At 48.0% G+C, this 26,256-nt stretch carries 12 protein-coding genes; 4 read left to right on the top strand and 8 right to left on the bottom strand.

Going from position 1 to position 26,256, the window contains the following annotated elements; translation table 11 throughout:
• Positions 1-79: 79 nt before the first annotated feature.
• The 4 genes from QNM19_RS14615 to QNM19_RS14600 form a co-directional block, all read right to left on the bottom strand.
• Positions 80-11,302 carry an RHS repeat-associated core domain-containing protein gene (locus QNM19_RS14615; RefSeq protein ID WP_284026850.1) on the bottom strand — a complete coding sequence of 3,741 codons (11,223 nt, stop codon included), beginning with the start codon at positions 11,300-11,302 and terminating at the stop codon, positions 80-82.
• A gap of 2 nt (positions 11,303-11,304) precedes the next feature.
• The gene (locus tag QNM19_RS14610; protein ID WP_156202256.1) at positions 11,305-12,795 is read right to left on the bottom strand and encodes a hypothetical protein; all 1,491 of its coding nucleotides are present in this window, start codon (positions 12,793-12,795) and stop codon (positions 11,305-11,307) included.
• A 339-nt stretch (positions 12,796-13,134) separates the two neighbouring features.
• Entirely contained in the window at positions 13,135-14,841 is a 1,707-nt protein-coding gene (locus QNM19_RS14605) for an alkaline phosphatase (RefSeq protein WP_049864300.1), read from the bottom strand.
• Between the two features lie 98 nt (positions 14,842-14,939).
• Positions 14,940-16,133, bottom strand: coding sequence for a cation:proton antiporter domain-containing protein (locus tag QNM19_RS14600; RefSeq protein ID WP_082225420.1), 1,194 nt, complete (start codon positions 16,131-16,133; stop codon positions 14,940-14,942).
• 225 nt (positions 16,134-16,358) lie between these two features.
• On the opposite strand from QNM19_RS14600, the gene QNM19_RS14595 reads away from it, so the two are divergent.
• Positions 16,359-17,279, top strand: coding sequence for a manganese-dependent inorganic pyrophosphatase (locus tag QNM19_RS14595; protein WP_049864299.1), 921 nt, complete (start codon positions 16,359-16,361; stop codon positions 17,277-17,279).
• A gap of 366 nt (positions 17,280-17,645) precedes the next feature.
• Here the strand turns inward: QNM19_RS14595 and rpmG are convergent, their stop codons facing one another.
• The 3 genes from rpmG to radC form a co-directional block, all read right to left on the bottom strand.
• Positions 17,646-17,801 (bottom strand): 50S ribosomal protein L33, encoded by a 156-nt coding sequence (rpmG, locus tag QNM19_RS14590; protein ID WP_005493124.1) that lies wholly within the window; start codon positions 17,799-17,801, stop codon positions 17,646-17,648.
• 12 nt (positions 17,802-17,813) lie between these two features.
• On the bottom strand, positions 17,814-18,050 hold the full coding sequence (gene rpmB / locus QNM19_RS14585; protein WP_010383680.1) for a 50S ribosomal protein L28: 237 nt from the start codon (positions 18,048-18,050) through the stop codon (positions 17,814-17,816).
• 278 nt (positions 18,051-18,328) lie between these two features.
• Positions 18,329-19,003, bottom strand: coding sequence for a RadC family protein (radC, locus tag QNM19_RS14580; protein WP_049864298.1), 675 nt, complete (start codon positions 19,001-19,003; stop codon positions 18,329-18,331).
• Between the two features lie 126 nt (positions 19,004-19,129).
• Between radC and coaBC the strand changes: the two genes are divergently transcribed.
• From coaBC to QNM19_RS14565, 3 genes are all read left to right on the top strand, one after another.
• Positions 19,130-20,329 carry a bifunctional phosphopantothenoylcysteine decarboxylase/phosphopantothenate--cysteine ligase CoaBC gene (gene coaBC / locus QNM19_RS14575; RefSeq protein ID WP_049864297.1) on the top strand — a complete coding sequence of 400 codons (1,200 nt, stop codon included), beginning with the start codon at positions 19,130-19,132 and terminating at the stop codon, positions 20,327-20,329.
• A gap of 156 nt (positions 20,330-20,485) precedes the next feature.
• Complete coding sequence (gene slmA, locus QNM19_RS14570) at positions 20,486-21,076, top strand: nucleoid occlusion factor SlmA (RefSeq protein WP_010383685.1); 591 nt, start codon at positions 20,486-20,488, stop codon at positions 21,074-21,076.
• A gap of 150 nt (positions 21,077-21,226) precedes the next feature.
• Positions 21,227-23,986 (top strand): alpha/beta hydrolase family protein, encoded by a 2,760-nt coding sequence (locus QNM19_RS14565; protein ID WP_049864296.1) that lies wholly within the window; start codon positions 21,227-21,229, stop codon positions 23,984-23,986.
• Between the two features lie 42 nt (positions 23,987-24,028).
• Here the strand turns inward: QNM19_RS14565 and QNM19_RS14560 are convergent, their stop codons facing one another.
• The gene (locus QNM19_RS14560) at positions 24,029-26,218 is read right to left on the bottom strand and encodes a YgiQ family radical SAM protein (protein WP_049864295.1); all 2,190 of its coding nucleotides are present in this window, start codon (positions 26,216-26,218) and stop codon (positions 24,029-24,031) included.
• Between the last annotated feature and the right edge of the window lie 38 nt (positions 26,219-26,256).

The following is a 26,256-nucleotide window of genomic DNA, read 5'->3' as shown; positions in this document are numbered from 1 at the left end:
CACGCTATAGAAATTAACCCATCATTATACAAAACCAAACCCAATTAAAAAATCCAACATACACCTTGCACTTAAGCTTTCAATATGCTGAACCAAGACAACCTACTACAACACTCTCTGAATATACACATTGTGCAGCACCTACATAATAACCAACTGAAGCGGCTGCGAGAGTTGGAAAGTAACCATTAGTCAAATACCACCCAAGTCCCTGAATTCTCATCGAGGGAAAGTCTACAACAGTCATCCCAGATGATAATCTAAATCTTGGCTTTGGCCCAAAATGGCTCGTTGGGGTCCAATAGTTATTTGCTGCTTCAAGCAAGCAAATTTGCATTGCCTGACAACTAACCTTCGCTGCATTGTCTTGACCATAGACAGCAATTTCCATTTGCCCTCCTGGGCCTGGATATATACCAACAATATTGTCGTTATGATCGTAAATGTAATCACCATTTGCATCTTTCGCAGGTACTAAAGAGCCTAAGTCTTGAGTTTTACCTGTGCGAGGATTAGAGACAAAATTTTTCGACGCATGATTATACAAATACTGCATAGCACCGAATTGAGCACCATTAGAGAACTTGCCTCCAGAAATCTCTGATGCTGTACCACCAATGGCTGCAGAGATAACCGTTCCCTGGGCTATCTGTGTGGCAGTCAACTTATCACCTCCCGGTAAATAAGCCCCGCCAACCCCTTTTGTGACCCCAGCACTAAAGAAGCCATGACCAAACTTTCCGCCGCTCATTGCAGAAGAAATCCCGCCAATGACGGCATGTGCTGTGATTTGTGCCGCCACCTGCCCTGTGGTTAACATGTTGCCACCAAAGCTATGCAAACCAGCACTTTTGGCAGCTTCAACGCTGCCATACTTAGCCAAGTTTCCCGCACCTGCCTTGTTGAAGTTACTACCAATTTGGTTCAATACAGTCGCGCTCATAAAGGCAATATACGCCGAGTTTCTGGCGTATTCTGATGGGACGCCCATCGCCCGGTTATACTCGTAGCTCCAATAAGCCGCACAAGCTGGTGCAGCAGGCCCACAGAATGCTGATGCAGCAGTACCCGCAATATTAGTTAGCTCTTTACCAAACATTTTAACCGAAGCACGAATAATATTACGGTTCAGTTTTTTAATCGGCGTAATGAAGTAGCCACTCGGGTCGGTATAAGACAGCGGGTTGTTATACACATAACTAAAGGTATTGTAGTTTTGCAAGTTGCCCGGTGCCTGCGTAATTGGATCCGGCTGCATAAAGCGCCCGGTGAGTGCGTCATAAATACGGCCATTCATATGTATGATGCGGCTTTCACCGTCAACCGAGACTGGCTCATGGCCGGTATAACCGCGGGTGTTGTCAGAAATATCAAACAGGAATGCCAGATCAGGGTGCAACCCAACCGCCTTAGCAGCTTTTTCCGTTTCTGATTCTGATGTACGCAACTGGCCAAACACGTCGTAGCTCATCCGTTTTACAACATTAAAGTACTGATCGGTAATGGCCACAATCGATCCCTGATGGTCTGTAAACAGCCACTGTATCGTGCTGCCAAGAGCCTGTTCATCGCCCGAGGTGTACTTTATCGTCGCGTCATTACCCACATAACGCTTAATGTAAGCCTGCTTGTCATTGCCGGATTTGGTCGTTAACTCCAGTGTCCCTACATAATAAATGGTCTGATTGCCATCTACTCGCTTGTAGCGACGGTTGCTAATGTCGTAATCGAAAGTCACGGTTTCACTACGACCCTCGATTTCCTTCACTTTGTTACGGGTGCTGTATTTCAGGGTCCTTATGGTAGTTGAGCCACGCTTCATGCGCGTCTGGTTACCGTTGGCATCGTAGAAATAAGACTCAGTTACACGTATATCATCACTCACACTGGCACTACTAAGCGAGGCAGAAAAACGATTCTGCATCAACGGACTCTTTGCTTCCTCACTGCCCCAGGTATCAAACGTTGGTGGTGGTGGCGGAAGAATGACAGGCACGCCATTACCATCATCACTCACAAAGTTACTTCTGGAAGTTAGCGCATGGGGAGCCGCACCATGTTGCCCGTATTGCTGATGCCATTTTCCTATTTTTCTGAGGTTACCATTGCTGTCGTATTCAAACTGCTGTGTATCATTGATATGCGTCACCCGATTGAGATCATCATAACCAAACGTTTCCAGCTGAAAACCGGTCAGAGTGCGATTGATCAGGTTACCCAGGCCATCAAAGGCATAACTGTCTGACTGAACGGCCTCAAGGTCTCCTTCACCTGAAATATGAGTCAGATCTCCAGTATCAGAATCATAGGTGATTGCCATCGTCTTACCCCCCTTGATGTACTGGCTCACCTGTCCGCGTGCATTTAACGACTTAACCTGGTAGTAGATACGCCCCCTGCTCCCTTCACGGGCTTCTCTTCGCTCAAACAATTGGCCATATCGATAGGTATTTTTCACGCCTCTGGCTTCAATATATTTGTCTTCCCCGGCGTTATTCATACGGCGGTAGTCATCAAACTGGAAGGCGAGTCTGCCGTGCGCATCATAGGCTTGCTGCTGAATAACACACAGTGAAGTTAAAGGATCGGCTATAGCAGGTAAGTTGTCCGGATCTGATACTTTAATACGTAGATCATAGTGGTTGGTATCCAGCTCAACATCATCTTTGTCACAAGCACTTGCGCGCTCAAGCGATGTCAGGGTCGCAACCGCACGGCCAAACTGATCGTAGAAATAAAACTGACGCCAGTCCTGCCCCTGCGAAGCTGAGATTAACTGATGCACATCCGCGGGGCTTTGACCGTATTCCCAGATGCTTTCCCCTTCTGAGAGTCGTTCAGTTTGCAGATAAGCCGCACTGTCCTTGCCGTCGGGCTCAGCCCCTAGTACCTGGCTCTGATGTGTTTTACGACCCAGTAAATCATAGGTAAAGTACTGAGTGACGTTACGCGCATCAGTTTGGCTTGTAAGCTCACCAAATGCATTATAGGTGTATGTCCAGGTGCCTCTGTCTGCATCTTTCAACTCAATTCTGCGACCAAGCGCATCGTACTCATTGTCTACCAGGACACGACCATTATCCGCTGACGAAGAAACGGTATCCTGATTGCCCATCACATCATAAGTATAGGTAAGCGTGTTGCCCATACTGTCAGTGACCTGAACGACCTGACCCAGTGTATTCTTGGTCGTCGTCGTCGATTGTGAAGCACCAGATTCGCCGCCAATACTGCCACTGATCTTGGTTGTCGATGTCAACCCACTGAACGTCGTTGCCGTCGTCATGCCGGAGTTTTCATCTACGACTTTCTGAACCCGATCAAAAATATCATGGTAGGTTTTTACTGGCTTAGCCTGATGCGCCTCTGTTTGAAGCAATCGGCCATATTTATCATAAACGTTCTCCGTTTTCAGTGCGCTACCTTTCACACTGATTACATAAGATTTATAAGGTCTGCCTGCTTTATCCAGATACTGTGTTTCGAGCAGCTCACCGTTAACCTTACGCTGTGACTTCACTGCACACTGAAGCTCAGTACATTCACTCAGATAAGTATAACTATACGCACCGGTCGTCTGATACTGACCAATGGCACTGCCAAACGTATCATACAGCTTATGGGTATACACCCCGCCCGGTGAAAGGATAGAAGTCGGTGCACCATGTGCGTTACGGACCAGGACTTCTGCACTTTTTGCCACCAGCGCGCTTGAGTTTTCCAGTCCGGCGCTCAAGTCAGCGGGAGCAGCCTTCACATTTTGCAAGCTATAGCGCAGGTAGCGGCCATCTGCATCATACACATGCTCAGTCACACGCGTTTGCTTGTCTTCAATCGCACATTGCTCACTGTCGTTACTTGTCTCAGTACGCTTGATATTCCCGACGTCATCATAGACATAGGTTTTGGTTAGCTGCGCATCACAGCTCCCACCCGGGGCAATGATTTCCTGCTTAAGCATGTACGGATGTGTGTCACTTGCACCGTAATACACAAACGCTGATGTCTTGCTTATGCCGTTCTCACCGCTCCCGTCCGTATGTGTTGCTGTTGCCTTGGTGATCCGACCAAAGCGTTTGGCTTGTGCCGTGCCGGCATACTCATTGGTGGTGGTAACTATAGACAGTGCCGTTCCACCACTCCCTGAGCGTACAAAAGTACCACTACCTGAATTACTTACATTGAATTTAGTGACGACAGACTCGGTCAGGTTCGCATTGTTACCCTTATCATAGGTCATGGTAGTTTCACTACACCCGTAACCACTGATTGTATAATCACTATTTAATCGCGCATCACATTCTCGGGCATTTTGCAGCAGGGCCTGATACGCCTTACCACCACGATGTTCGATTTCAACATACTTGTATGTATTGTAAGCTTGGCTCAGGTACCGGTTTGTTGAAATGACCGAATCCGCTTCACCCACCTTTTTGAAGTATTTATCGGTCGATAATGGCATGCCTGTGAACGGGAAGTGCTGCAAATAACGCGTTGTTGTAACAATGGCGTATTGTTCATCTGTCAGCTGTTCTTGTTTATAGGTGGTTGTAGTCAGAGACTGAAAGCCTAGCATACCGCGCCCACCAAATTGCGCCCGCGCCCCTTCATAAAAGTAGTCAACAGAAACCGTACCGACATTATTACTGTCCGGGCTGTCCGTTGTAACCTGGCTGACCAGCTGTATCGGCGCTATATACTTGCTCACCTTAAGATCAGAACGCTTGACCTTTTCATCTTGCGTGAACAGGGTTACGTTGCCCTCATATACGCTTGGATCAGTCATGGAGGCATAGTCAATTGCAGTTACACTACCATACCCTTGCGTAACTGTTCTCAGTAGGCCACTGGTTGGCAGCATGCTCTGATCGTAACGTATTTCTATAGAACTCCCATTTTTGAATAGCAGATCATTGTTACCGTCATAGTCGAAGTCGAAGGTTGTCAGATAGTCACCAGCCAGAGTCTGTAAAGTCGCAGTTGAAAGCACAAACTTGTCGACCTGCTCCAGCGTATTGTTTTTTGGTGACCACTCATAATGTGTCCAGTTGGTATCTAGCTTGCCCCGGAAAAACAGGTCTGGTTTACCATTTCGGTCTACATCAATGGCTGTGGGTGTAGTGATATCTTTGTGGATTTCGCTGCGATCACTCAAATCCAGGTCAACATCGTATGTAAAGTTACGCTCAAACATAGGCTCAGACTGAGACTTATTGATCCATAATTGCCAGCTACCTGCCTGATCGCCTTTGTGGTCATCCCATTCGGTAACATCCAAAAATAACAGATCGACCAGGCCATCGGCATTGGCATCATTAAGCTGTAACGAGCGCACTTTTTCAGAGGAGACAATTGATTTTGCTCTGAAACGCTGCACCTGGTTGGTGCCTGTGCCCTCTATACCATGGTTGTAAAACACATAGACACTGTTTGACTGATTGTTATCACACTTAGAGCCACCAGTACATTTCAACGAGACAATATCTGCCAACCCATCGGCATTCATATCCGCAAGGTACCACTCTCCATCTTTCTCACTCACTGCGCCAAGCCAATAATCAGTGCTGAAGAGCTTTAATCCTAGCGGTGTCGCAAACCGTTTATTAACAGGATCATAGCGGCGCACATAGGCGGCTTCTGAGCTACCCTGCTTATACACAATATCGCTGTACCCATCGCCATTCATGTCTGCAAACTGAGGCTCTTTAAAGTACAGTGCCCGCTCTCTTTCCTGTGACGCGTTATCAGATGGCGCAAATAAGTCGGTGATATCCACGCGTTGCAGGGTCTGGCCAACCAGCTCATAGATAGCAAAGTAGTCATGTCCGTAGTTGCTGTCATAGTCTTTTTTCATGTTGACGAACAGCTCTTGCTTACCATCGTTATTGTAATCAATGGACTCAACAGAGACACTTGCCTCATCATCACCACGCACAAATTCCGTGCAGGCGAAGCGTTCAGCAGCCTCTTGTCTGTCTCCCCCTTTGAGCAGGCATAGCTTGTAGTCTTTGTTCCCTAAATGCTCAATGACAGCGATTTCAGCAATACCATCCCCCTCACTGTCAACTGCGCGCACAGCAGTCAGCGCCGTATTCAGCCCGGGCGTTTTATAGACTTCAGCACTGGACGTGTGAGATAAGGAGTCAGAGAAGGCGTCATAGTTGAACTGGATCGGCAGTTTGCAGACATTGCCATCATCACACTGTTTCACAGAAGTCAGCAAACGCAGCCCATTTGCCGCGGTTTCCGTATCTAATACATAGCGGGATAAGACTCTGTTAAAGTGGTTTTTAACTGTGATACTTTGTAACTCGGCACGCGCAGATGACATAAGCCCGTTAAAGACATAACCAGCTCTGCGTATCTCACCCGCTCGATAATTAAACTCAACACTGTTACCACTGTAAGTTACCTTAGTCAGGACTTTTTCTGCTTCACCCAGCACCTGACCAGAGACCGAGTCACTGTATTCATATTTGATGGCCGTATCTTCGAGTTGCATGTTGTCGTACACTGAGTGCAGCAACCAGGTTAATACTCTGTCGCTTCTGTTACCCAGTCGAATTTCACTATCGGCCGCCCCACCATAGCGCTTCAGGGTGCCATCTTTCGCTTTGACCAGAAACTCTACGCTGTCTGCGGTGCTGATTTTTGCAACCGTGACCTGAGCGTCCAGCTCAAGCACATAGGTCTCCAGGGGGTTGTAATCATCAAAGTCGCCAGTCACATCCGCTGGGATAAGCCTTTGTCCACCCAAACAGAAGCGGTCGCTCTGCGTAAAGGTTAACGGCTTAAACTGACCATCCTGTGCAAACGTTTGTGGACAGCGAGAAATTGCGCCACCCGCTCCTATGGACCAGCCCAGCGCCACATTAGAGTTGCCAGCCTGAGAATCGTAGTTAAGTGTTACTTCTGGTGTCACACCGGCAATGCCGGATGGCAGTTCAATTGGCACGGTATAACTGGCACTGCCATTTTCCGTTACCCTAAAGTTACCTTGCGTTGGCGTAAGGCGTGCGTGCTGCAAGAGTTCCTTTTGGTCGTGCTCCGGCTCTTCTGCCACACCTTCAGGCAGATGAACATTAATACCGGACTGCACCACACTATCCTGAATGTAGATCTGCTCGGTCTCAACATACTGCGGGTTACAGAACGTTTTGGTATCCGACTTCACCGCAACAGAGATACACGCGCGAGCCCGGAACTGATAGTTACCATTATGTAAGGCCGTGTCGTAGGTCGTGCTGTCTGAGTTAGGGGCTTTTTTACTGCTGCTACTTGCAGTAACCCTGGACTCAAGCGCGTAAGCCTGACCGTTTACACTCTTTTCAAGGTCATAAAATTCAACCGGGCCAGACACTGAAAGCCCTAAACTCAGGTTACCAAAGTTCTGACTAAGCACCTTTATCTCAGATGTTTGCAAACCATCTTCTTTGTTAAATGGATCCGTTCCCAGGAGTAATTCAGCTTCAAAGCTGAGTCCGTCACCATCATCATCCGCACTGTAGCTACACGCTTCATTCGTTGTACAAAAATCATAATAATAGTTGAGTGTTTTCAGAGTCAGCTGGTCATACTGTTCACTGCGGTAGAATAACAGCTCAAGAACAAGATTTGCTCTGGACATACCCTGCTCAAGTAAGCTCTGCCAGTAAGCATAACCTTGTCCGCCCACTAATGTCGTTCTGGCTTCTTGTTGAGAGATGTTTTTCACTTTCGCTATCATGGCCAACGTGAAGGCTTCATTTGACATAGCGCTGTTGCTGTAAATCGCAACGCCACCTTCTGTAACACTGCCTAAAATCAAGCGCGCCACTTCTTCGATGGACAATAGGTCGTTAGTCACCAGATAGCTCAGAATATTCAGCTGATCTTTTGTCGGGGACTCATCTCTGAGCACAAACATAAGCTCTGTGACCGTCCAGATAGCTTCATCCCTTTGTTCAGGGCGCAACAACTTTGCGTCATTTTCAATGGAGTCTTGCCACTGTGGGAAATGCTGGTTCAATAACGCTCCCAGCTCGCCTAACCCCTGCCAGTGCATGGCATTGCGTTTTATCAACCCAGGGGTAATCACGTATACGTCTTTCTCAGTTTGAACATACACATGTCCATCAGCAGAAACCTGAGGCTGTGCAACAACCCCTCCGGAACCGGGGAATAAATAATGCCAATAGACCTCACCGTTGTCTGCGTTCAGAGCATACAGTGCTTCGTCCAAAGAGCCGACATAAACGACCGGTGTATCTTCCCCATAAACCTTAGTCAACTGGGCTGGAGCAACAATAGGTCCACGCGTATCAAACAACCATCTAACACGCTTGCTCGACTCATTCATATTCGTAATATCGTGGCGGATGCTATAGAAACGATTGTTTCGCGCACCAAAGTAAACATCATCATAGACCCCACCATGGGCCATAGAGGTATTACTCTTGATAAGCGGCATGGCCACTACATCACTGTGCTTTGAAGCATCAGCAACGCCAGCCGGTGTTTTATGACTCCATTTCAGCTCGAACTTTTGATTGTCCGTCACTATGTACGCATTCAGGCCTGTTTCTGATCCTGCATACAAAATGCCATTTTCGCTGAACGAGAACCCTCTCGATAGCAGATCAGGACCGCTTTCTGAGCCAGAGCCATCAACGACAATGCTGGAGTAAATAGGTGAGTTGTTTTTACTGACACCATTATTCACTTTCAAATAGGCACCACCGTCAATCAATTTATCGGCGACATAGTCAGAAACCAACACTTTAAATCCGTCATTTTGCATAGCCAAACTGGAAGAATAGCTGTAGGTTTCAGCGGTTTGACGCAGTTGTACTTGAAGTAAAGTTTGTGATTGCGAAAAGCCAATCCCTTTTACATATAAGCAGCGATTGGCACCACATTCATCAATACTTGCAGACTGAATATAAGGAGGCAGGTGCTCTACAGTAAACTGCTGACCGGCTGTACATGTACTGCCATCATAACAAGCATGAATTTCATAGGTTACGTGGCCCTGCTCGGGTTTTTCAATCGTTATCTGGTTCGCGGTTCCCTCGTAGAGCAGATTTGACAAGTTGCGATCGATCGGCAGACCGTTCCAGCGGTATAGCCTGAACAAGTTCGTTGCCCCATCATTTTGCTGCTGCCACTGTACTGTATAGCGGCCACCCACCTGCGACTTGAGTGCGCTGAATTTAGGTGTATCAGGTGTTGGCTTTGGATGCGAGATCGACTCTGTCGCACAGACTTGTCGATCGGCTTCTTTGATTGTACCCGGGATCGGCTGCCCGTCTGACACAAGATAATTCGTCGCCAATACGCACACACTGAGTGTTTTAGTGTGGTCGGCATAATTAACGTCGATTTGAACTTCTGCTTTGTTGCCTGGTGACTTAATCTCTGCATTTGGCCAAACGTCTTTGGGGGAGCCGTTCACTTGGGCTGAAAAGTTAAGCTGTGCTGTGTTTGACAGCTCGCTTGCCACCACCCGGAAGGTGCCTGCACCGTCAGGTTTGATAATAAGCCTGGGCAGCCCTGGCTTGAGAGTATCCGGATATACTATGTCCAAATAAATGGGCGACGTGGAGACCGATTGATCCTTATTATCATACAACACCGCGGATATCGGCATATTTGAACGGACCACTTCCGGTGTCCAGGAAAAAGGATATTCTATAGATCTATCCCGGTAAAGTGGTATGTTGACTGAATAGGACTGCAGCAGCGTCTGTCCAGACATGAGCTCAATCCGCTGTAAAGATTTTGAATGCTTATTAATCGCCCCGATGTGCGCAGTGAGTGATACAGGCTGATTGACGATATGACTCGTGTCCGAATTCGTGTTTACACTAAGCGCTGCGCCAAAGTAACTATTGGGCATCACTGTTTGTAAAGATTCGTCCGTATGACCAAACCGGTTAGCCGCATAGACTTTGAAGTTTGCAGAGTCGGCACTCCCTCTCAGATTATACGTTGCTGAACAGCTACCGCTTGTTTTGTCGCACGCATTGCTGATGATGGAGTTAGATGGACAAGGGGCATTTTGAGCAAAACTTCCCCCTCTCATTGCACATAACTGCAATGTGTCCAGATAATCCAAGCCACTGTTTACATTGGCTGTGACCGTCACTATATCATCAATAAACGGAGTGCTTGGTGAGACAGCAATTGAAGAGAGCGTCAGATCTGCTGGCACAAATTCAACAGTGCCGCTGCTGCTGGCATTGGCCCCCTTTTTGTCGTATACCGTCAGTGTAATACTGGTTTGTGCAGTATCTCCGCTGATGGTACCAAAATTCAGCGTACAGCTTTTACTACTAAGCTCAGAGAGCGCGCAGTCTTGCTGCGAAACCGTCACAGGATCCTGAGTGCCCCGTTGCAGCGTGACATGTGATAACTTGTTGTAACTTTGCGCGTCGCTATCTTGTACAGTAAAACTTACCGATATCGCTTGCCCGGCCACACCAAACTCAGGTGAAACAGAAAAGTCACTGATAGTGGGTGCGGAGTTTTTCTCCAGTACCGTAATTTTACGGGTCATACTGGTTTGATAGCCCCGGCTGTCCTTTACAACCGCTTTAAAGGTGTGATCACCCACATTAAGTATGTTTTTACCATACGACCTGGAACATGTTTTTGACTTCTTGTCATGAGAGATTTCACAGCTTTTAGCCGTGATAGATATGTCATTGCGGTATAAGCTGAATGAAGCAAAGTCAGTGCCTTCATCTTGTGCAGTAAAGCTAACGGTAAACGCCTTATCCTGAACGATGGACGTATCGCTGGATGGGCTCGTGCTGGTGAATGAAGGACGAGTAACATGATAAACATCCATTGAAATAGTACAGGTTTGATAGCGGTCAAATGAATCCTCGGCCTGAGGATCGTCAGGCTCTTCATAGTCAATGGTTTTAATTTGAACCTTCAAGTCATATTTGCCCGCCGGGAGTTTTTCCACTTCAACCACGGGCACGTGATAATATTTTTTATCATGACGCAAATTATTTGGCAGATCCTGCTTGGACATCAGCTTAGCAGACCAGCGCGTATTACTGAGCGTATTATTTCCGATGGAAATTTTTGATACCCTATCAAACTTCGTCGATTCACCGTCACCATTATCTGGTGGGTAATAGTGGCTTTCATAGTTCCCGGTTAACTTGAGCGTAAGATTACTCTTATATTCCAGAACATAAGCATCTTTTGTGAAACAGCCAGGAGTAACCCAGCGAGCAAAGGCAAGACCTGAATATGTAGACGTCAGCAAGACTACAGACAAAACGAGTAGTTGGGCAATGTATCTCATAATTATAGCTCCACTTCCCATACTACCTGCATTGTCTGGCTACCCTGTGATGTCGACTGCACCGCTTCCAGACCTAACATACGTGACATTTGCTGTGTAACAGATTCACTCTGTGGCGTACTTTTTGGAAATGCAATCCCCAGTAATTTATTGCCTTCACGGTAAATAAGCTGAGGCCCTGAGCCCACAGTGTTGACAGCCTCTGTCACGTGTTTTGCAAACTGGGTAGATTGCTCCGCAGCACGAACCAGCTCAACAGAACCAATAAGTAAGGGTTTTGTCAGCACATTCTTTGCTTGTGGCGGCATGATATAGGTTTTTAGCTCAGTGCTGAGATCGTCCGTATCCAACACTTTGATGGTGCCATTGCGCTGAAAGACGTACAGGCCATTCATCAGTATTTCATTGGCATCAGATACGGAACTGAAAAAACTCGACTGACTCAGTGATGACGCAGTTGCATTGAGCTGGGCCTTGTCAATTAGCATGGGGGCCGCAATAACGTTACTATCGAATTGTTTGGAACAATCTGGTGTGCCGGGTTGGTTTATATCAACCTTACAGGCCTTGCCCTTCTCTCCCATCATACTGACGGTAAAGTAAGCAAAACCGTCATTAAACACGGGGGCATTGGCGACAACCCCAGCAGTATTGAGCACCCATTCTTTTTGCCAGGTAATGTCTTTTTCGCCTCGCGCACTCTGGATGACCTGACTTTTATATCTGAATAGCTTATCGTCATGGGTTGCAAAATACAGACTGCCATTATGCTCAACAATGGTTCGCTCTATCACATCCAGCCCCAGCTCACGCAATGGCTGAGGATAATTGGATGGCAAAGCTTGTTCTATTGTTCGTACCTCAGCAAGTGGAGAGACAACAACCTCGCGCTGAAGTTTTTGCCCACCAAAGCCGTAGGCCGTTAATGTGTATTTAGTGACGTAATTAATACTTTGCGAAAGTGACCTCAATGACGGCGACTTCATTGTCAGCGCTGGGGTTGTATATTGGTTAACTGATTTGGTGACTGAAATCGCAGTTGCGCCTGATTGTGACCAGTGCAACTGAAACACCTCACCGGGTTCAACCTGACTGCTAGTAGCGTAAAATGCCTGAACTTCCAGGTCCGCATCGACTGTAACGGCATTTTGCTGCCAGGATGAGCAGCCATAGCGATGGCATGATTTTATTCGAAAAGGACCCGTTTGAGCTGTACTGGTAAAGGACGTCAGGACCTTGTCATTCACCGTTTTCCATTGACCCCCCTGATAGTGCTCAACGACGTAGTAGTCCGCTTCCCAAACAGGTGTCCACGCCAGTTGAGAGACATCACCCGTTCGTTTGGTAGATAGTCGAACGATCTTCTCTGGTATCAATTCAAAAGGAAGGAAAATTGTGGCTTTGCCAGCTCGGATTGGAGCATAAGCCTGCTCAAATGCGTTTAACAGCGGCGAAAAGAGCACCAAACAACAAAGTAGTCCTTTAAAGTTCATTGTTAACCTATGTTTCTTAAATGGGAAATCGGCGCGAAGTATATCATAATGACCACTTTATGCACACAAGCCATTCACCCCGATTTTATAATTCAACATTCATTTTAATGGTGCATGAGATAATCGCTCTACACCATGCAAGCCTAGTTATATTGAGAGTGCAGGTAAGCATCTCGATTGCATGAGGGTTTACCTTCCACTTCATAGTTAAAACGGTAGTTTACGCTTATCTGACCGCGTTTTTCGTAAAACAAAAAAGGCCACAGCAATACTGTGGCCCAATAAGATCTGATGATCTTTTATGTTTGTTATTATGGATTATCCCTAAAAAACCGGTGCTTACTCAGCGTCAGCCAGACCCAGCGCTTTAATCATCTTAGTGCCGATGTCAACATGGTGCTGTAACGTTGAGAACTGTGCCGTCACGCCTTCTGGACCAAAAGCATACACAGGCACTGGCGCAGCCGTGTGAGTACCTGTACCCCATACAACGTTTTGCTGTTTCGCCACGATGCGGCCAACTTTAGCAGTGTAGTCTTCAGTGCCATACACATAGAAATCAGAGAAATCGTCAAACTTAGGCAGCGGTACGTTATCACTGTTATAACTACTAAACTCGTTCATACGAGCCGCTTCATCAATAGTGACTTCATACGGTGTAAACTCTTTGATGGCGTCTTGCCACTCTTTATCCGTTGAGTTACTAAAGTCATAGTCGCCGTTTACGTGACCAATCACATCATAGAAAGTCCCTTTTTGCCCGTACAGGGTATCCAGTAACTCAAGGCCGCCAAAGTTGAACTTCGGCTTGTACTGTTTGCCCTGCATACCATCGCCCGGCAGGTCAACGGCTTCTGGTTTATTGTGGCTTGAGTAACTGAAACCAAAACTACCCGTTTCGTGGTCGGCGGTCACCACAACCAGCGTATCAGTGCGTTCTTTCGCCCACTCATGAACCGCTTCTACTGCTTCGTCAAATTTCAGTAGCTCATTCAGCATCCAGCCAGCATCATTAGCGTGGCCAGCCCAGTCAATCTGGCCGCCTTCAATCATCAGGAAGAAGCCGTCTTCATCTTTAGACAGAATGTCCAGGGCTTTTACTGTCATCTCTTTCAAAGAAGGCTGAGTACAGCTGTTGTCTGCTTTACAGTCTCTGTACGCAATACCATCTGCCATACCTGACTTCGCAAACAAGCCCAGAATTTTATCGCCTTCCAGTGCGCTCAATTGCGCATTGTCAAAAGCAAGTTCATAGCCATGCAGCTCTTTTGCTTCTACTACAACATTGCGGTCGTCTTTTCGTTTAGAATCTGAGAAGGACTTTTCAGGCATGCCCAGTGCAGCCATTTGTTGCTGAACTTCAGCTGCTTTTTGCTTAATTTCCTCAGAAGCATCTTCGGCTTTCGCCGCTTTTAACACTTCTGGTAAAAAGGCACGCGCTCCACCTGATAGCATGACATCCACCATGCCGCTTTCAACCATCTCTACGGCAATTTCAGGCTCGTAAGAGCGGTGTGGCTGGTGTGCAGCAAATGCAGCCGGCGTAGCATGGGTCAAACGCGTATCTGAAACCAGACCGGTCGCCTTGCCCGCTTTTTTCGCTTTTTCAAGGATTGTTTCAATCACATAACCCTGGTCGTCCAGACCAATCATCTCAGAACCAGCCGCTTTACCGGTTGCCAGCTGAGTTGCAGAACATGCAGAATCGACAACCAAGCTACCGTTTTCGCCATGTGGAGCATTTAGAGATAAACCCAGATGGCCGCCATTAGCAAGCTTAGACAGTGCGGTTTGATTGTCTTTGCTGTTGTAGGTAGAGTTTGGTGCGCGGCGTGCATACTCTTCAAGTAAACCAACCTGCTGAGCACCCATACCATCGCCGATCATCAGGATAATATTCTTCACCTGAGTAACAGGCTTAGGTGCAACTTCAACCTCTTTAACAACCTCAACTTCTTTGATCACTTCAACCGTTTTGGTATCGTCATCGTTACATGCGGTCAATAAGACGGCAGAGACCGCCACTGCTAATAGCTTTTTTTTCATTGTAGTGTTCCTAAAACGTAATCATCTGAGCCGGGGCACAGTCTAGGGACACTTGATGACTTTTTTATTTCACCTGAGTGACACTTTTTGTTCGGGCACTATTGTTTTTTCATCAAAAAAGCCCCCGCAAGGTGGCCGCTCACACCGAAAATAAAGATACTCAGTAGCACAGTGGCCGTCGTGATCTTCGTAATAAAAAGACTGTGAGGGAGGTTCGACCCCAGCAGCATCAGACTAAACACAACAGAAGCCAGTCCTTTTGGTCCGAACCAGGCTAGTACCACGCGTTCACGCCAGCCCAGCCTGCAAGCCAGTAACAACAAAACCACGGGAAGGAACCGAAACACCGCCACAGCCAGTAAAGCATATGCCCATATCCGCCAGTCAAACGCAGTAAACAACAAAATACTGGCACTGATCCCAAAAATAACCCACAGGATATATGCTGCCAGCTCAGCTATCTGCTCGCTTTCTTCTATCAGTTTGTCTTTAAGCGCATCTCGAAAGCCATAGTCAAACAACAAACCACTGATAAACACTGCGATAAACCCACTCCCACCGAGCAATTGCGTGACAGAAAATACCGCAATGGCAATGCCGATAAATAAAAACGGGCTGCTTTTAGCAGCGAAGAAATGATGACGATAAGTCAATTTAATCAGGTAAACAGACACAACAGTTAACACTAATGCAACAACCAGGGCGAGGCCGACCTCGTGCAAAAATAGCGCCCCCAGTGAGTGTTCAGTGGGTTGCTGGGTATACAGGCTACTGCCAAGTAAAAACAGAAAAACCGGTACACACAGGCCATCATTCAGGCCACTTTCAACATTAATCGCTTCACGAAGTTGAGCCGGCACCTGCTTTTCCTGAATAAAACTCTGACACAAAGCCGCATCAGTGGGTGTCAGCATAATGGCCAGAATAAAACAGCTTAGCCAGGGCAGAGACAATAACGCATGAGCGCCGAGCGCAGCAAACCCCAGAGTCAAAGGCAGTGCAAGCAGCAGTAACAGTGGCAGTTGATAGGAGTGTAATAAAACCCTGAGCCGGGTTTTTGCTGCATCAGAAAACAGAAAAATAGCCAGGATCAATTCAACCAGAGGCAGAAACTCACGCAGTGTGTCCAACTTCAGCGTCAGTGAATCCTGAAAATACCAGCCCAGCGCGCAGCCAAACAACACAAACCACATCGGCCCGGTAAATTCAGCCCGTTGCAACTGACGAATGATAATGGAGTACATAAAAATGGCCAGCCCCAGCCAGGCCAGCACCAGATAGGTTGTTTCCACTCACGCCTCCTTGGCTGTGCAAAATTCTACGCCTTCATACTACGCTCGCAACTTTGATCGCGCAAAGACAATCCCCTGATTTCTGCTCACCCCACCTGCAGGATGAATAGACTACTCAGCAGATAGCATGCGGTAGATGAAAAAGCTGCGATTAGCCCAGCTTATGCTGTTATCTTGTGGTTAATTTTTGCTAGAATGGCGACAAATTTTTTTGGAGAACCGTCAATGGCAATGTTTGTAGTGGGACACAAGATCCCTGACTCAGATTCAATTTGTGGTGCAATTGCACTGGCTTACCTAAAGAACCAGATCGGTGAAGAAGCGATCCCAACACGTTTGGGCGATGTCTCTCCTGAGACGCAATTTATTCTTGACCGCTTTGGCTTTGAAGCCCCTGAACTAAAGCTTAGCTATGCTGGCGAAGAAGTGTATATCGTTGACCATACAGAGAAAACACAAGCGCCAGACGACATCGATGAAGCCACAGTCGTGGGTGTAGTGGATCACCACAAACTGGGTGACCTGACTACCTCAACGCCGCTTGAGTGCTGGATCCGTCCGGTCGGTTGTAGTAATACCATCATTAAAATGATGTACGACTTCTATGGTGTTGAAATCCCACAAGGGATCGCTGGCCTGATGATGTGTGCGATCCTAAGCGATACCGTGATCTTCAAATCACCAACCTGCACCACCGCAGACATTAAGTGCGTAGAAGCACTCGCTGAAATCGCGGGCATCGAAGATTTTAAAGCACTGGGCATGGACATGTTCAAAGTAAAATCAGCGGTGGAAGGCACACCTGCACGCGATTTGGTTATGCGTGACTTTAAAGACTTCAACATGAATGGCAACCTGGTTGGTATTGGCCAGCTGGAAGTCATTGATCTGTCAGTATTCGATGACATCAAGGCCGATCTGGAAGCCGATATTGCTAAGCTGAAAGAAGAAGGTGGTCGTCACTCAGTATTACTGCTGTTAACCGACATTATGAAAGAAGGCTCACAAATGCTGATCGCCTCTGACGACGAAAGCATTGTAGCAAACGCCTATCAGGTCACACCTGAAAATAGCCGAGTGTGGCTGGATGGCGTGCTGAGCCGTAAAAAGCAGGTCGTTCCACCACTGCAAGATGCATTCGCATAAACCTTGCTGAACAACTTCTAAAAAAGCCCTGATCCAGTCAGGGCTTTTTTTATCGCTTAGTTGCTCTGCGCAGCAGGCGATGTATGCCTTTTTGTATTACCAAACTGACACTGATAGACAAAAATCGCGCACAGGATGGCAACCAGACCTATCTGAACTCGCGAGTCAAAGACTGTCGTTGCCCAGTCGAAATAGCAGTCACGTCACGGACCCTAACCACAGGGTGAAAATGTGCGAGTTTCTTGACCAGAATTAAGCTTAAAAATTGCGGCTACGCTGGCGCCACAGGCAGAGTATCAAGGCGGGTATAAAACGCAGGCAATAAAAAACCCAGCCTGAGCTGGGTTTTTCAAATCTGAAAGCGAATTACTTGATTTTCGCTTCTTTGAAGATCACGTGCTTACGTACTTTAGGATCGTACTTTTTGATCTCCATTTTTTCAGGCATGTTACGCTTGTTCTTGTCGGTAGTGTAGAAATAACCAGTACCAGCAGTAGAAACTAGACGGATCTTATCACGCATGATTTAAGCTCCTTATACTTTTTCGCCGCGAGCACGGATATCAGTCAATACCGCGTCGATGCCTTTTTTATCGATGATACGCATACCTTTAGTAGTAGTGCGTAGAGTAACAAAGCGCTTTTCGCTTTCAACCCAGAAACGGTGTGTTTGCAGGTTAGGTAGGAAACGACGCTTAGTTGCGTTGCGCGCGTGTGAACGGTTGTTACCAACAACCGGGCGCTTACCTGTAACTTGACAGACTTTAGACATGTCTATATATCTCCAATAACTTCGCTCGAGCTTAATTTCCCCTTAGGCCTTCAAACTGTGTGCCCTGGGTAAAATCAAAGGGCGCTCTTTATACAGTATTTACAGGCAGAGTTCAAGGATCTGATGATATCCTAATCAGCTCATTGGTAAATTTGATAGCGGCCAATTATAATGATCCATGGCCGCTTAGGAAAGTAAAAACTGCATTTAAATTAAACTATTTTTAATTTATGCTGGGAAAGCACACTGAAACACGCCAAATACGGCTCCTCCCCCTGCTACAACAGCCCTCTTTGCGCAAATGAAAGGCAGCAGCTGCCCGCCACAATTAAGTGATCATGTACCTGAATATCAACCAATGCCAACGCTCGTTGCAGTTTATTGGTGATAAGCCTGTCGGCTTCACTGGGTTCGGCGACCCCGGAGGGGTGGTTGTGAGCAAAAATCAAAGCAGCCGCATTGTACTTCAGCGCCGCCTTCACGACTTCTCTCGGATAGACACTGGCGGCATTAATGGTGCCGGAAAACAGTACTTCATCGCGGATCAGACGATTCTGGTTATCTAAAAACAGTGCCATGAAAACCTCATGATGCAGCCCTTTAAGCTGTATTTTAAGATAATCACTGACTGCCTGAGGTGAACCAAACTGTGCATCGCGCACCACGTCTTCCAACAAATAACGCCGGCTGAGCTCCATCACCGCCTGCAACTGCACATATTTGGCTTCGCCAACACCTTTGTATTGACAAAATTCGCTACACGGTACATTCATTAATTCCTGCAATGAGCCGCTTTGATCAATCAGCGACTGAGCCAGCTCAATTGCATTCATACCCGCAACCCCGGTGCGTAAAAAAATGGCCAGTAGTTCAGCGTCGCTGAGTGCACTGGCACCATTGCTTAACAGACGCTCTCTGGGCCGTTGCATTTTAGGCATTGCCATCAATTGCATGTTTCCTCCTTGTTAGTATCCGTCACGTCACTGTGACTCTCTGAGTGTAGACAGCGGGCAGAATAATTCAAAACCCGGGGTGGGCTATGTTATCTTAGCGCTAGTTTTAATTTGCAGGGGCCGAGCATGAGCCAAACACACAAGCGTATTCTTCTTGGGATCAGCGGTGGGATCGCCGCCTATAAATGTGCCGAACTGGTGCGACGATTAAAAGACCATCACTGTGACGTCAAAGTCGTCATGACGGAGTCTGCAAAACAGTTCATTACTCCCCTAACCATGCAAGCAGTCTCGGGCGAACCCGTCGCAGATTCTCTGCTTGATCCGGCAGCCGAAGCCGCCATGGGCCATATCGAATTGGCAAAATGGGCCGATCTGATTTTAGTCGCACCGGCCAGTAGCAATATCATCGCCAAAATGGCCGCTGGCATTGCCGATGATCTGCTCACAACCTTGTTGCTGGCAACCCCCGCACCGGTTGCCATTGCCCCGGCTATGAATCAGCAAATGTATGCTCACCTGGCAACACAGGCAAACCTCTCCACACTGGCAGGTAGAGGCGTTACTGTCTGGGGTCCCGGTCAGGGCGAGCAAGCCTGTGGGGATGTCGGCAAAGGCCGGATGCTGGAGCCCCATGAACTGGTGTCACTGGCATTAGATGCACTCACCCCTGAAGCCCCAATACTGGCCGGTAAAACGGTGACCATTACAGCAGGCCCAACCCGTGAAGCGCTCGACCCGGTGCGTTATATCAGTAACCACAGCTCTGGCAAAATGGGCTATGCACTGGCTGAAGCCGCACTGGCGCTGGGCGCTGATGTACATCTTATCTCAGGCCCAGTCACACTCACTCCGCCACATGGTTGTACAGTACACGCTGTAAACAGTGCACAGGATATGCATCAGGCCGCTATGTCACTGGCGCCCGGTTCAGATGTCTTCATTGGGTGTGCAGCCGTTGCTGATTATCGTGCCGCAGATATTGCCGAGCAAAAAATTAAAAAGCAGGGCGATGAAATGACCCTGACACTGGTGAAAAATCCGGACATCATTGCTGACGTTGCTGCACTAAAAGCACACAGGCCCTATACCGTCGGCTTTGCCGCAGAAACGCAAGATGTCGCGCAGTACGCGCAAGGCAAACTGAAAAACAAAGGGTTAGATATGATCTGTGCCAATGATGTCAGCCAGGAAGGGATTGGCTTTAATGCCAATAACAATGCGCTGACCCTGTTTTGGGACAATGCACAACAATCTTTACCACTGGCAAGCAAGTCAGAGTTAGCGCTTACTGTCGTTAAAGCAATTGCCGGTAAACTTAATTAAGTTCATGTTAAAAGACTGGAAAGAAGCTGAATAAAGCATTAACATGGCCAGATAATTGAGTTTAGGGCTCTGCTGTTAGTTGCTCAGGCGAGCACAGACACAGGCCACCATTGAGCCCGCTCCTACTAAAATAACGATAATGATAAAGGAAACCTCATGCCAGCGACTAAACGCAGTAATCGCAAAGAGCAAATACTTCAATCCCTTGCGCAAATGCTTGAAACCAGTCCAGGGCAGCGTATTACCACCGCCAAACTGGCGACAGAAGTCGGCGTGTCTGAAGCCGCACTGTATCGTCACTTTCCCAGTAAAGCCCGTATGTTTGAAGGACTGATTGAATTTATTGAAGACACTTTGCTGTCGCGGATCAATTTAATTCTGGAAAACGAAAAAGAAACGCAAAGTCGTATCTACAATATCCTGATGTTGTTACTCACTTTCTCTGAAAAGAACCCCGGGATCACCCGTATTCTGACCGGAGATGCACTTCAGGGTGAGCAGGAAAGATTGCGCGAACGTGTTCAGGGATTATTCGAAAAACTCGAAACCCAATTCAAACAAGTACTCCGTGAGCGCAAGTTGCGCGAAGGCAAAACCTTTGCCAGTGATGAAGCCGCTTTAGCAAACTTTTTCTTAGCCTATGTTGAGGGTAAAATGAATCAGTTTGTACGCAGCGACTTTAAAGCTAAGCCGGCAGCCAACTTTGCCAGCCACTGGCAAGAATTACAACGTATCTGGCTGGCGTAACCCGCTTGTTGCAGATGATCGCGCACTTTATCAGGTGGGTACAGCCCGCCTGACTTTATCCAGTTTTTTCTCACACCCAACGCAGCACAGTTTAGTCTCTCAGATAAAAGTGTTACAAAGTTACAATCCCTATCGAACAAGAATCATATTATGACGTTTGCCAAATCTTTACTCACGGCCGCACTGCTTTCAGCAACCAGCCTCGCAGCCAAGCCCAGCCTGGAATTCAATGATGTCTTTGACTTTAAATACGCCCAAGGCCGGGTCTTGTCAGAAGACGGACGATTTGTCGCCCTCAGCGCGCAACCCTACCGGGGAGACAGCACAGGCCAGCTGTATGATCTTAGTACCAAGAAACTAATTGCCAGTATAGAGCGCGGCACCAAAGCCCAGCTTAACCGCGCGGGAAACTGGGCTGCTTTCACTCAGGTCCCGAGCCTGCTGACATCAGAAACCACAGACAAAAAAGCGCGTAAAAAACTCAAGCGCGCACTGGTGCTGGTCAATACTCATAGTGGCGAACAACGCACCTTTGACGCAGTTAAAGACTATCAGCTGAGCGACGATGGCCGCTGGCTGGCCTATCGGCAGGATGTGGAAGCCGATAAATCAGATAAAGCAGAGAAAAACACCGACAGTGCGATCCCGGCAGACAAGAAAGACAAAACCTATCCTCTGGTGATTGTGGATTTAACCTCACAGCAGCAGTATCAGTTTGAGCAGGTTGGCCGCTATGCATTGAGCCCCGCAGAATATGGCGTACTCATGAGCCAGCATAGCGAAGACGGTGCTGATAACCAAATTCAGTATTTTGATCTGAGCCGGGCACAGGCCAGTGTATTAATTGAAGAGCCGGGTGTGACTTTGTCCGCAATAACCTGGCACCCCTACTCGTCACTGGTGGCCTTTACCGAAGGCAATTATGTCAACGATGATACACGCCGCCGTGCATATCAGGTGCGACTATGGGATGCCAAAGTAGACCGCTTCACACCAGTGCCTCAGCCGCAGGGCTGGTATAGCGCAAAATCTGCCGCACTAAGCTGGTCAGAGCAAGGAGAGCGACTCTATTTTGAAAACCGCCCGTTGCTTTCCCCAAAGCCTGCCGAGAAAAAATATCAGGATCAGGCATCACTGACCGACCTTGACACTATCATCGCGCAGTCAGGTCTGAAGGTCTGGCATAATGAAGATGCTCAAATCAAACCCCGTGAGATTAAAACCTGGGAAAAGACCAACCGGGAACGCAACTATCAGGCGGTTTACCACCTGGGAAATCAGCGTGTTGCCCAGCTAAGCGATGAGACAGCACGCGACGTTACTTTGAATCGCGAAGCCGAATTCCTGCTGGCCAGCAACGATCAGCCCTACCTGAAACAGATCATGTACAAAGGCTTCTATGCAGATTACTACGCCGTGCAGGTTGCTACTGGCGCACGCAGCTTTATCGTCAAAGAAGCACCCAATCGTCCGACGCTATCACCAACTGGTCAGCACGCAGCCTACTTCCTCAACGATCAGCTGTGGCTGAAAGATCTGCATGCGCAAAAAGAAACGGCCATCAGCAAGGCCGTCCGCGATGCGTTATTTGCAGATGACCGCCACGACTACCCAGAGCCCAATCCCGGTTACGGATTTGCAGGCTGGCAACGAGATGGCAGCACACTGTATGCCTACAGTAAGTTCGATATCTGGGCATTTGATAGTAAAACGGCTCAGGCGAAACGCCTGACACGCGGTAAAGAAACCCAGACACAATACCGGGTGATCAAACTGGATAAAGACTTTGTCGGCTTCGCGACTGATGAACACGTTTACCTGTCGGCACATAACCTCGCCAATAAGCAAACACACATTGCCAGACTCAACCTGGCCACGGGTAAACTGACTACCCTGACCTCAGGTGAAGCGAAATACAGCTTGCTCGAAAAAGCCAAACAGGCAGATACGCTGCTATTTACCCGGCAAAGTTACCATGAGTTTCCGGATCTGTGGCAAACCAACGGTACTTTTAGCCAGCCTCATCAAATCACCAACCTGAACCCTCAGCTCAGCACCTTTGCCTGGGGGCAAAAGCCGGAGCTGGTACAGTATCAGGGTTACAATGGCGAACCCTTGCAAGGGGTACTAATCAAACCTGCTAACTATCAACCGGGTAAAAAAGTACCTGTGGTCTTCTACTTCTACCGCTATATGAGTCAGCGCATGTATGACTTTCCACATATGGTGCTGAACCACAGACCTAATTTACCGATGTTTACTTCCAACGGTTATGCCATTTTCCTGCCTGACATTCGCTTCGAAATTGGTTATCCGGGCCGCTCATCTACCCAAACCTTAGTGAATGCGGCGCAAAAGCTCATTGACTTAGGGGTTGCCGATCCAGATAAGATTGGTCTTCAGGGACACTCCTGGGCAGGCTACCAAAGCGCCTTTGCTGTCACCCAAACGGATATGTTTAAAGCTGTGGTGTCCGGTGCACCAGTATCCAACATGACTTCGGCCTACAGTGGCATTCGCCTGAAATCCGGTCTGGCACGTCAGTTCCAGTATGAAACCGGACAAAGCCGTATCGGCAAGACACTAACCGAGGCGCCTGAGCTGTATATTGAAAACTCGCCGGTGTTCTATGCCGACAAGGTTAACACACCAATCCTGCTGATGTTTGGTGACAAAGATGGCGCGGTACCTTGGCAAGAGGGGATCCAGTACTATCTTGCACTGCGTCGTCACAACAAAGATGCCATCTTCTTACAGTATGAAGGCGAACCGCACCACCTGAAACAATTTCCGAATCAGGTGGACTTCTCGATTCGCATGAAAGACTACTTTGATCACTATCTGATGGGAAAACCTGCTGCCGACTGGATCAAATCCGGGATCCCTTATCGCAAAGAGATGAGCAAATAAACTAAAAAAGCCGCTGTATAGCGGCTTTTTTTCCTTTAATTTCTAGCGTTTTGCAGCGCGCCCAGAGGGCTTGTTCTTGCCCACTCTGGGCTTAGTATTGGCCTGATTAAACTGACCAAAGCCACTGTGACGCGTCAGCGCTTTGGTGCCTGGTTTACGTCGGGTATTACCCTTACCTTCGTTACGCCCAGCCTCAGGTACCAAACATTGTGGCCCGCGACCTATCAGGTTCGCCTTGCCCATTTTCTTCAGTGCTTCGCGGATCATCGGCCAGCCAGCCGGATCGTGGTAACGCAGAATGGCTTTGTGCAGACGACGTTGCTTTGCCCCTTTGGGCACCGCCACCACTTCTTTGTTGTTTTTTATGTTACGCAACGAGTTCATCTCGGTGTGATAGATGGTGGTTGCGTTTGCCATCGGTGACGGATAGAAGTTTTGCACCTGATCCAGTTTAAAGTCATGGGCTTTTAGCCACAATGCCATGTTGACCATGTCTTCATCCGTGGTGCCCGGGTGTGCAGAGATAAAATAAGGGATCAGATACTGCTTTTTACCCGCTTCTTTGGAGTATTTATCAAAGAGCTCTTTAAACTTGTCGTAGGTGCCCATGCCAGGTTTCATCATCTTAGACAAAGGCCCCTGCTCAGTATGCTCAGGTGCAATTTTTAAATAGCCGCCAACGTGGTGGGTCACCAGCTCTTTGACATAACGCGGATCTTCAATGGCCAGATCGTAACGCACACCCGAGGCAATGAGGATCTTTTTCACCCCTTCAACATCGCGTGCCTTGCGATATAGTTCTATGGTCGGGGTATGATCTGTATCCATATGCTTGCAAATATCCGGATATACACACGACAGCCGACGGCAGGTACTTTCCGCCTTTTTACTCTTACAGCGCAACTTATACATATTGGCCGTCGGACCACCCAAATCTGAAATCACGCCGGTAAACCCAGGAACTTTATCGCGGATCTGCTCAATCTCATCAATGATCGACTGCTCAGAGCGGCTCTGAATAATGCGCCCTTCATGCTCAGTAATAGAGCAGAAACTACACCCTCCAAAACATCCGCGCATAATGTTTACCGATGTTTTGATCATGTCATAAGCCGGGATCTTTTCTTCCCCGTAGCTTGGGTGAGGGATGCGCTGGTAAGGCAAGCCAAAAACCTCATCCATCTCGTCGGTTTCGAGCGGGTAAGCAGGTGGATTGACCCACACACTGCGATCGCCATGACGCTGAAACAATGCCCGGGCACAACCGGGGTTGGTTTCCTGATGCAAAATCCTGGACGCATGCGCATATAGCGGTTTATTGACACTCACCTGCTCATAAGCAGGCAGCTTAACATAGACTTTTTCCCAGGGTTTCAGGCGGGGAGGTTGTACCATAATGGGTTGAGCCTGGGTGGCATCCTGCGCTTTTTCAGCCTGCACAAATTCCGACTTGCTACAACCAACATCATCAGCCCCATAGGGATTTGGAATAGGATCAATTTTGCCTATTTTATCGATAGCTGTGGAATCACTGCCACGCCAGTCAGGCAACGGCTCTTTACGGATCACCGCAGTACCACGCACATCTTGTATGGTGTCAATCGATTCGCCATTCGCGATACGATGCGCCACTTCAACCAGCGGGCGCTCTGCATTACCATAGATCAGCAAGTCCGCTTTGGCATCGAAGATGATGCTGCGGCGTACTTTTTCCTGCCAGTAGTCATAGTGTGCAATCCGACGCAAACTGGCTTCAATCCCCCCAATCACCAGCGGTACCTCTTTGTATGCCTCGCGACACCGTTGACTGTACACCACAACAGCACGATCAGGGCGTTTACCACCGACATTGCCCGGCGTATAAGCATCATCGTGACGAATGCGCTTTTCCGCTGTGTAGCGGTTGATCATGGAATCCATGTTGCCTGCCGTGACACCGAAAAACAGGTTCGGTTTGCCCAGACTCATAAAGGCGTCTTTGCTGGACCAGTCCGGTTGCGCGATGATACCCACACGAAAGCCCTGCGCTTCTAACACCCGCCCTATCACCGCCATACCAAAGCTGGGGTGATCCACATAGGCGTCACCCGTGACTATGATGATATCGCAACTATCCCAGCCCAGCGCATCCATCTCGGCGCGGCTGGTAGGAAGAAACGGGGCTGGACCATAACATTCGGCCCAGTATTTGGGGTAAGAAAAAAGCGGGCGCTCGGCCTGTAACGCATTCATGATGACGGCTCAATGCTGAAAAAAGAAGCGGATTATAC

The sequence above is a fragment of the Pseudoalteromonas ardens genome (genome assembly GCF_030125445.1).
Taxonomy (GTDB): domain Bacteria; phylum Pseudomonadota; class Gammaproteobacteria; order Enterobacterales; family Alteromonadaceae; genus Pseudoalteromonas; species Pseudoalteromonas ardens.
Note: the sequence above shows the minus strand (reverse complement) of the source record. Positions and strands in the feature narration are given on the sequence as shown.

Excerpts from the sequence above, each read along its gene's own strand:
- radC (WP_049864298.1), bottom strand. The coding sequence starts at position 19,003 with ATGCAATTGATGGCAATGCCTAAAATGCAACGGCCCAGAGAGCGTCTG.
- QNM19_RS14615 (WP_284026850.1), bottom strand. The coding sequence starts at position 11,302 with ATGAGATACATTGCCCAACTACTCGTTTTGTCTGTAGTCTTGCTGACG.
- QNM19_RS14610 (WP_156202256.1), bottom strand. The coding sequence starts at position 12,795 with ATGAACTTTAAAGGACTACTTTGTTGTTTGGTGCTCTTTTCGCCGCTG.
- rpmG (WP_005493124.1), bottom strand. The coding sequence starts at position 17,801 with ATGCGTGATAAGATCCGTCTAGTTTCTACTGCTGGTACTGGTTATTTC.
- rpmB (WP_010383680.1), bottom strand. The coding sequence starts at position 18,050 with ATGTCTAAAGTCTGTCAAGTTACAGGTAAGCGCCCGGTTGTTGGTAAC.
- QNM19_RS14560 (WP_049864295.1), bottom strand. The coding sequence starts at position 26,218 with ATGAATGCGTTACAGGCCGAGCGCCCGCTTTTTTCTTACCCCAAATAC.
- coaBC (WP_049864297.1), top strand. The coding sequence starts at position 19,130 with ATGAGCCAAACACACAAGCGTATTCTTCTTGGGATCAGCGGTGGGATC.
- slmA (WP_010383685.1), top strand. The coding sequence starts at position 20,486 with ATGCCAGCGACTAAACGCAGTAATCGCAAAGAGCAAATACTTCAATCC.
- QNM19_RS14605 (WP_049864300.1), bottom strand. The coding sequence starts at position 14,841 with ATGAAAAAAAAGCTATTAGCAGTGGCGGTCTCTGCCGTCTTATTGACC.
- QNM19_RS14595 (WP_049864299.1), top strand. The coding sequence starts at position 16,359 with ATGGCAATGTTTGTAGTGGGACACAAGATCCCTGACTCAGATTCAATT.
- QNM19_RS14565 (WP_049864296.1), top strand. The coding sequence starts at position 21,227 with ATGACGTTTGCCAAATCTTTACTCACGGCCGCACTGCTTTCAGCAACC.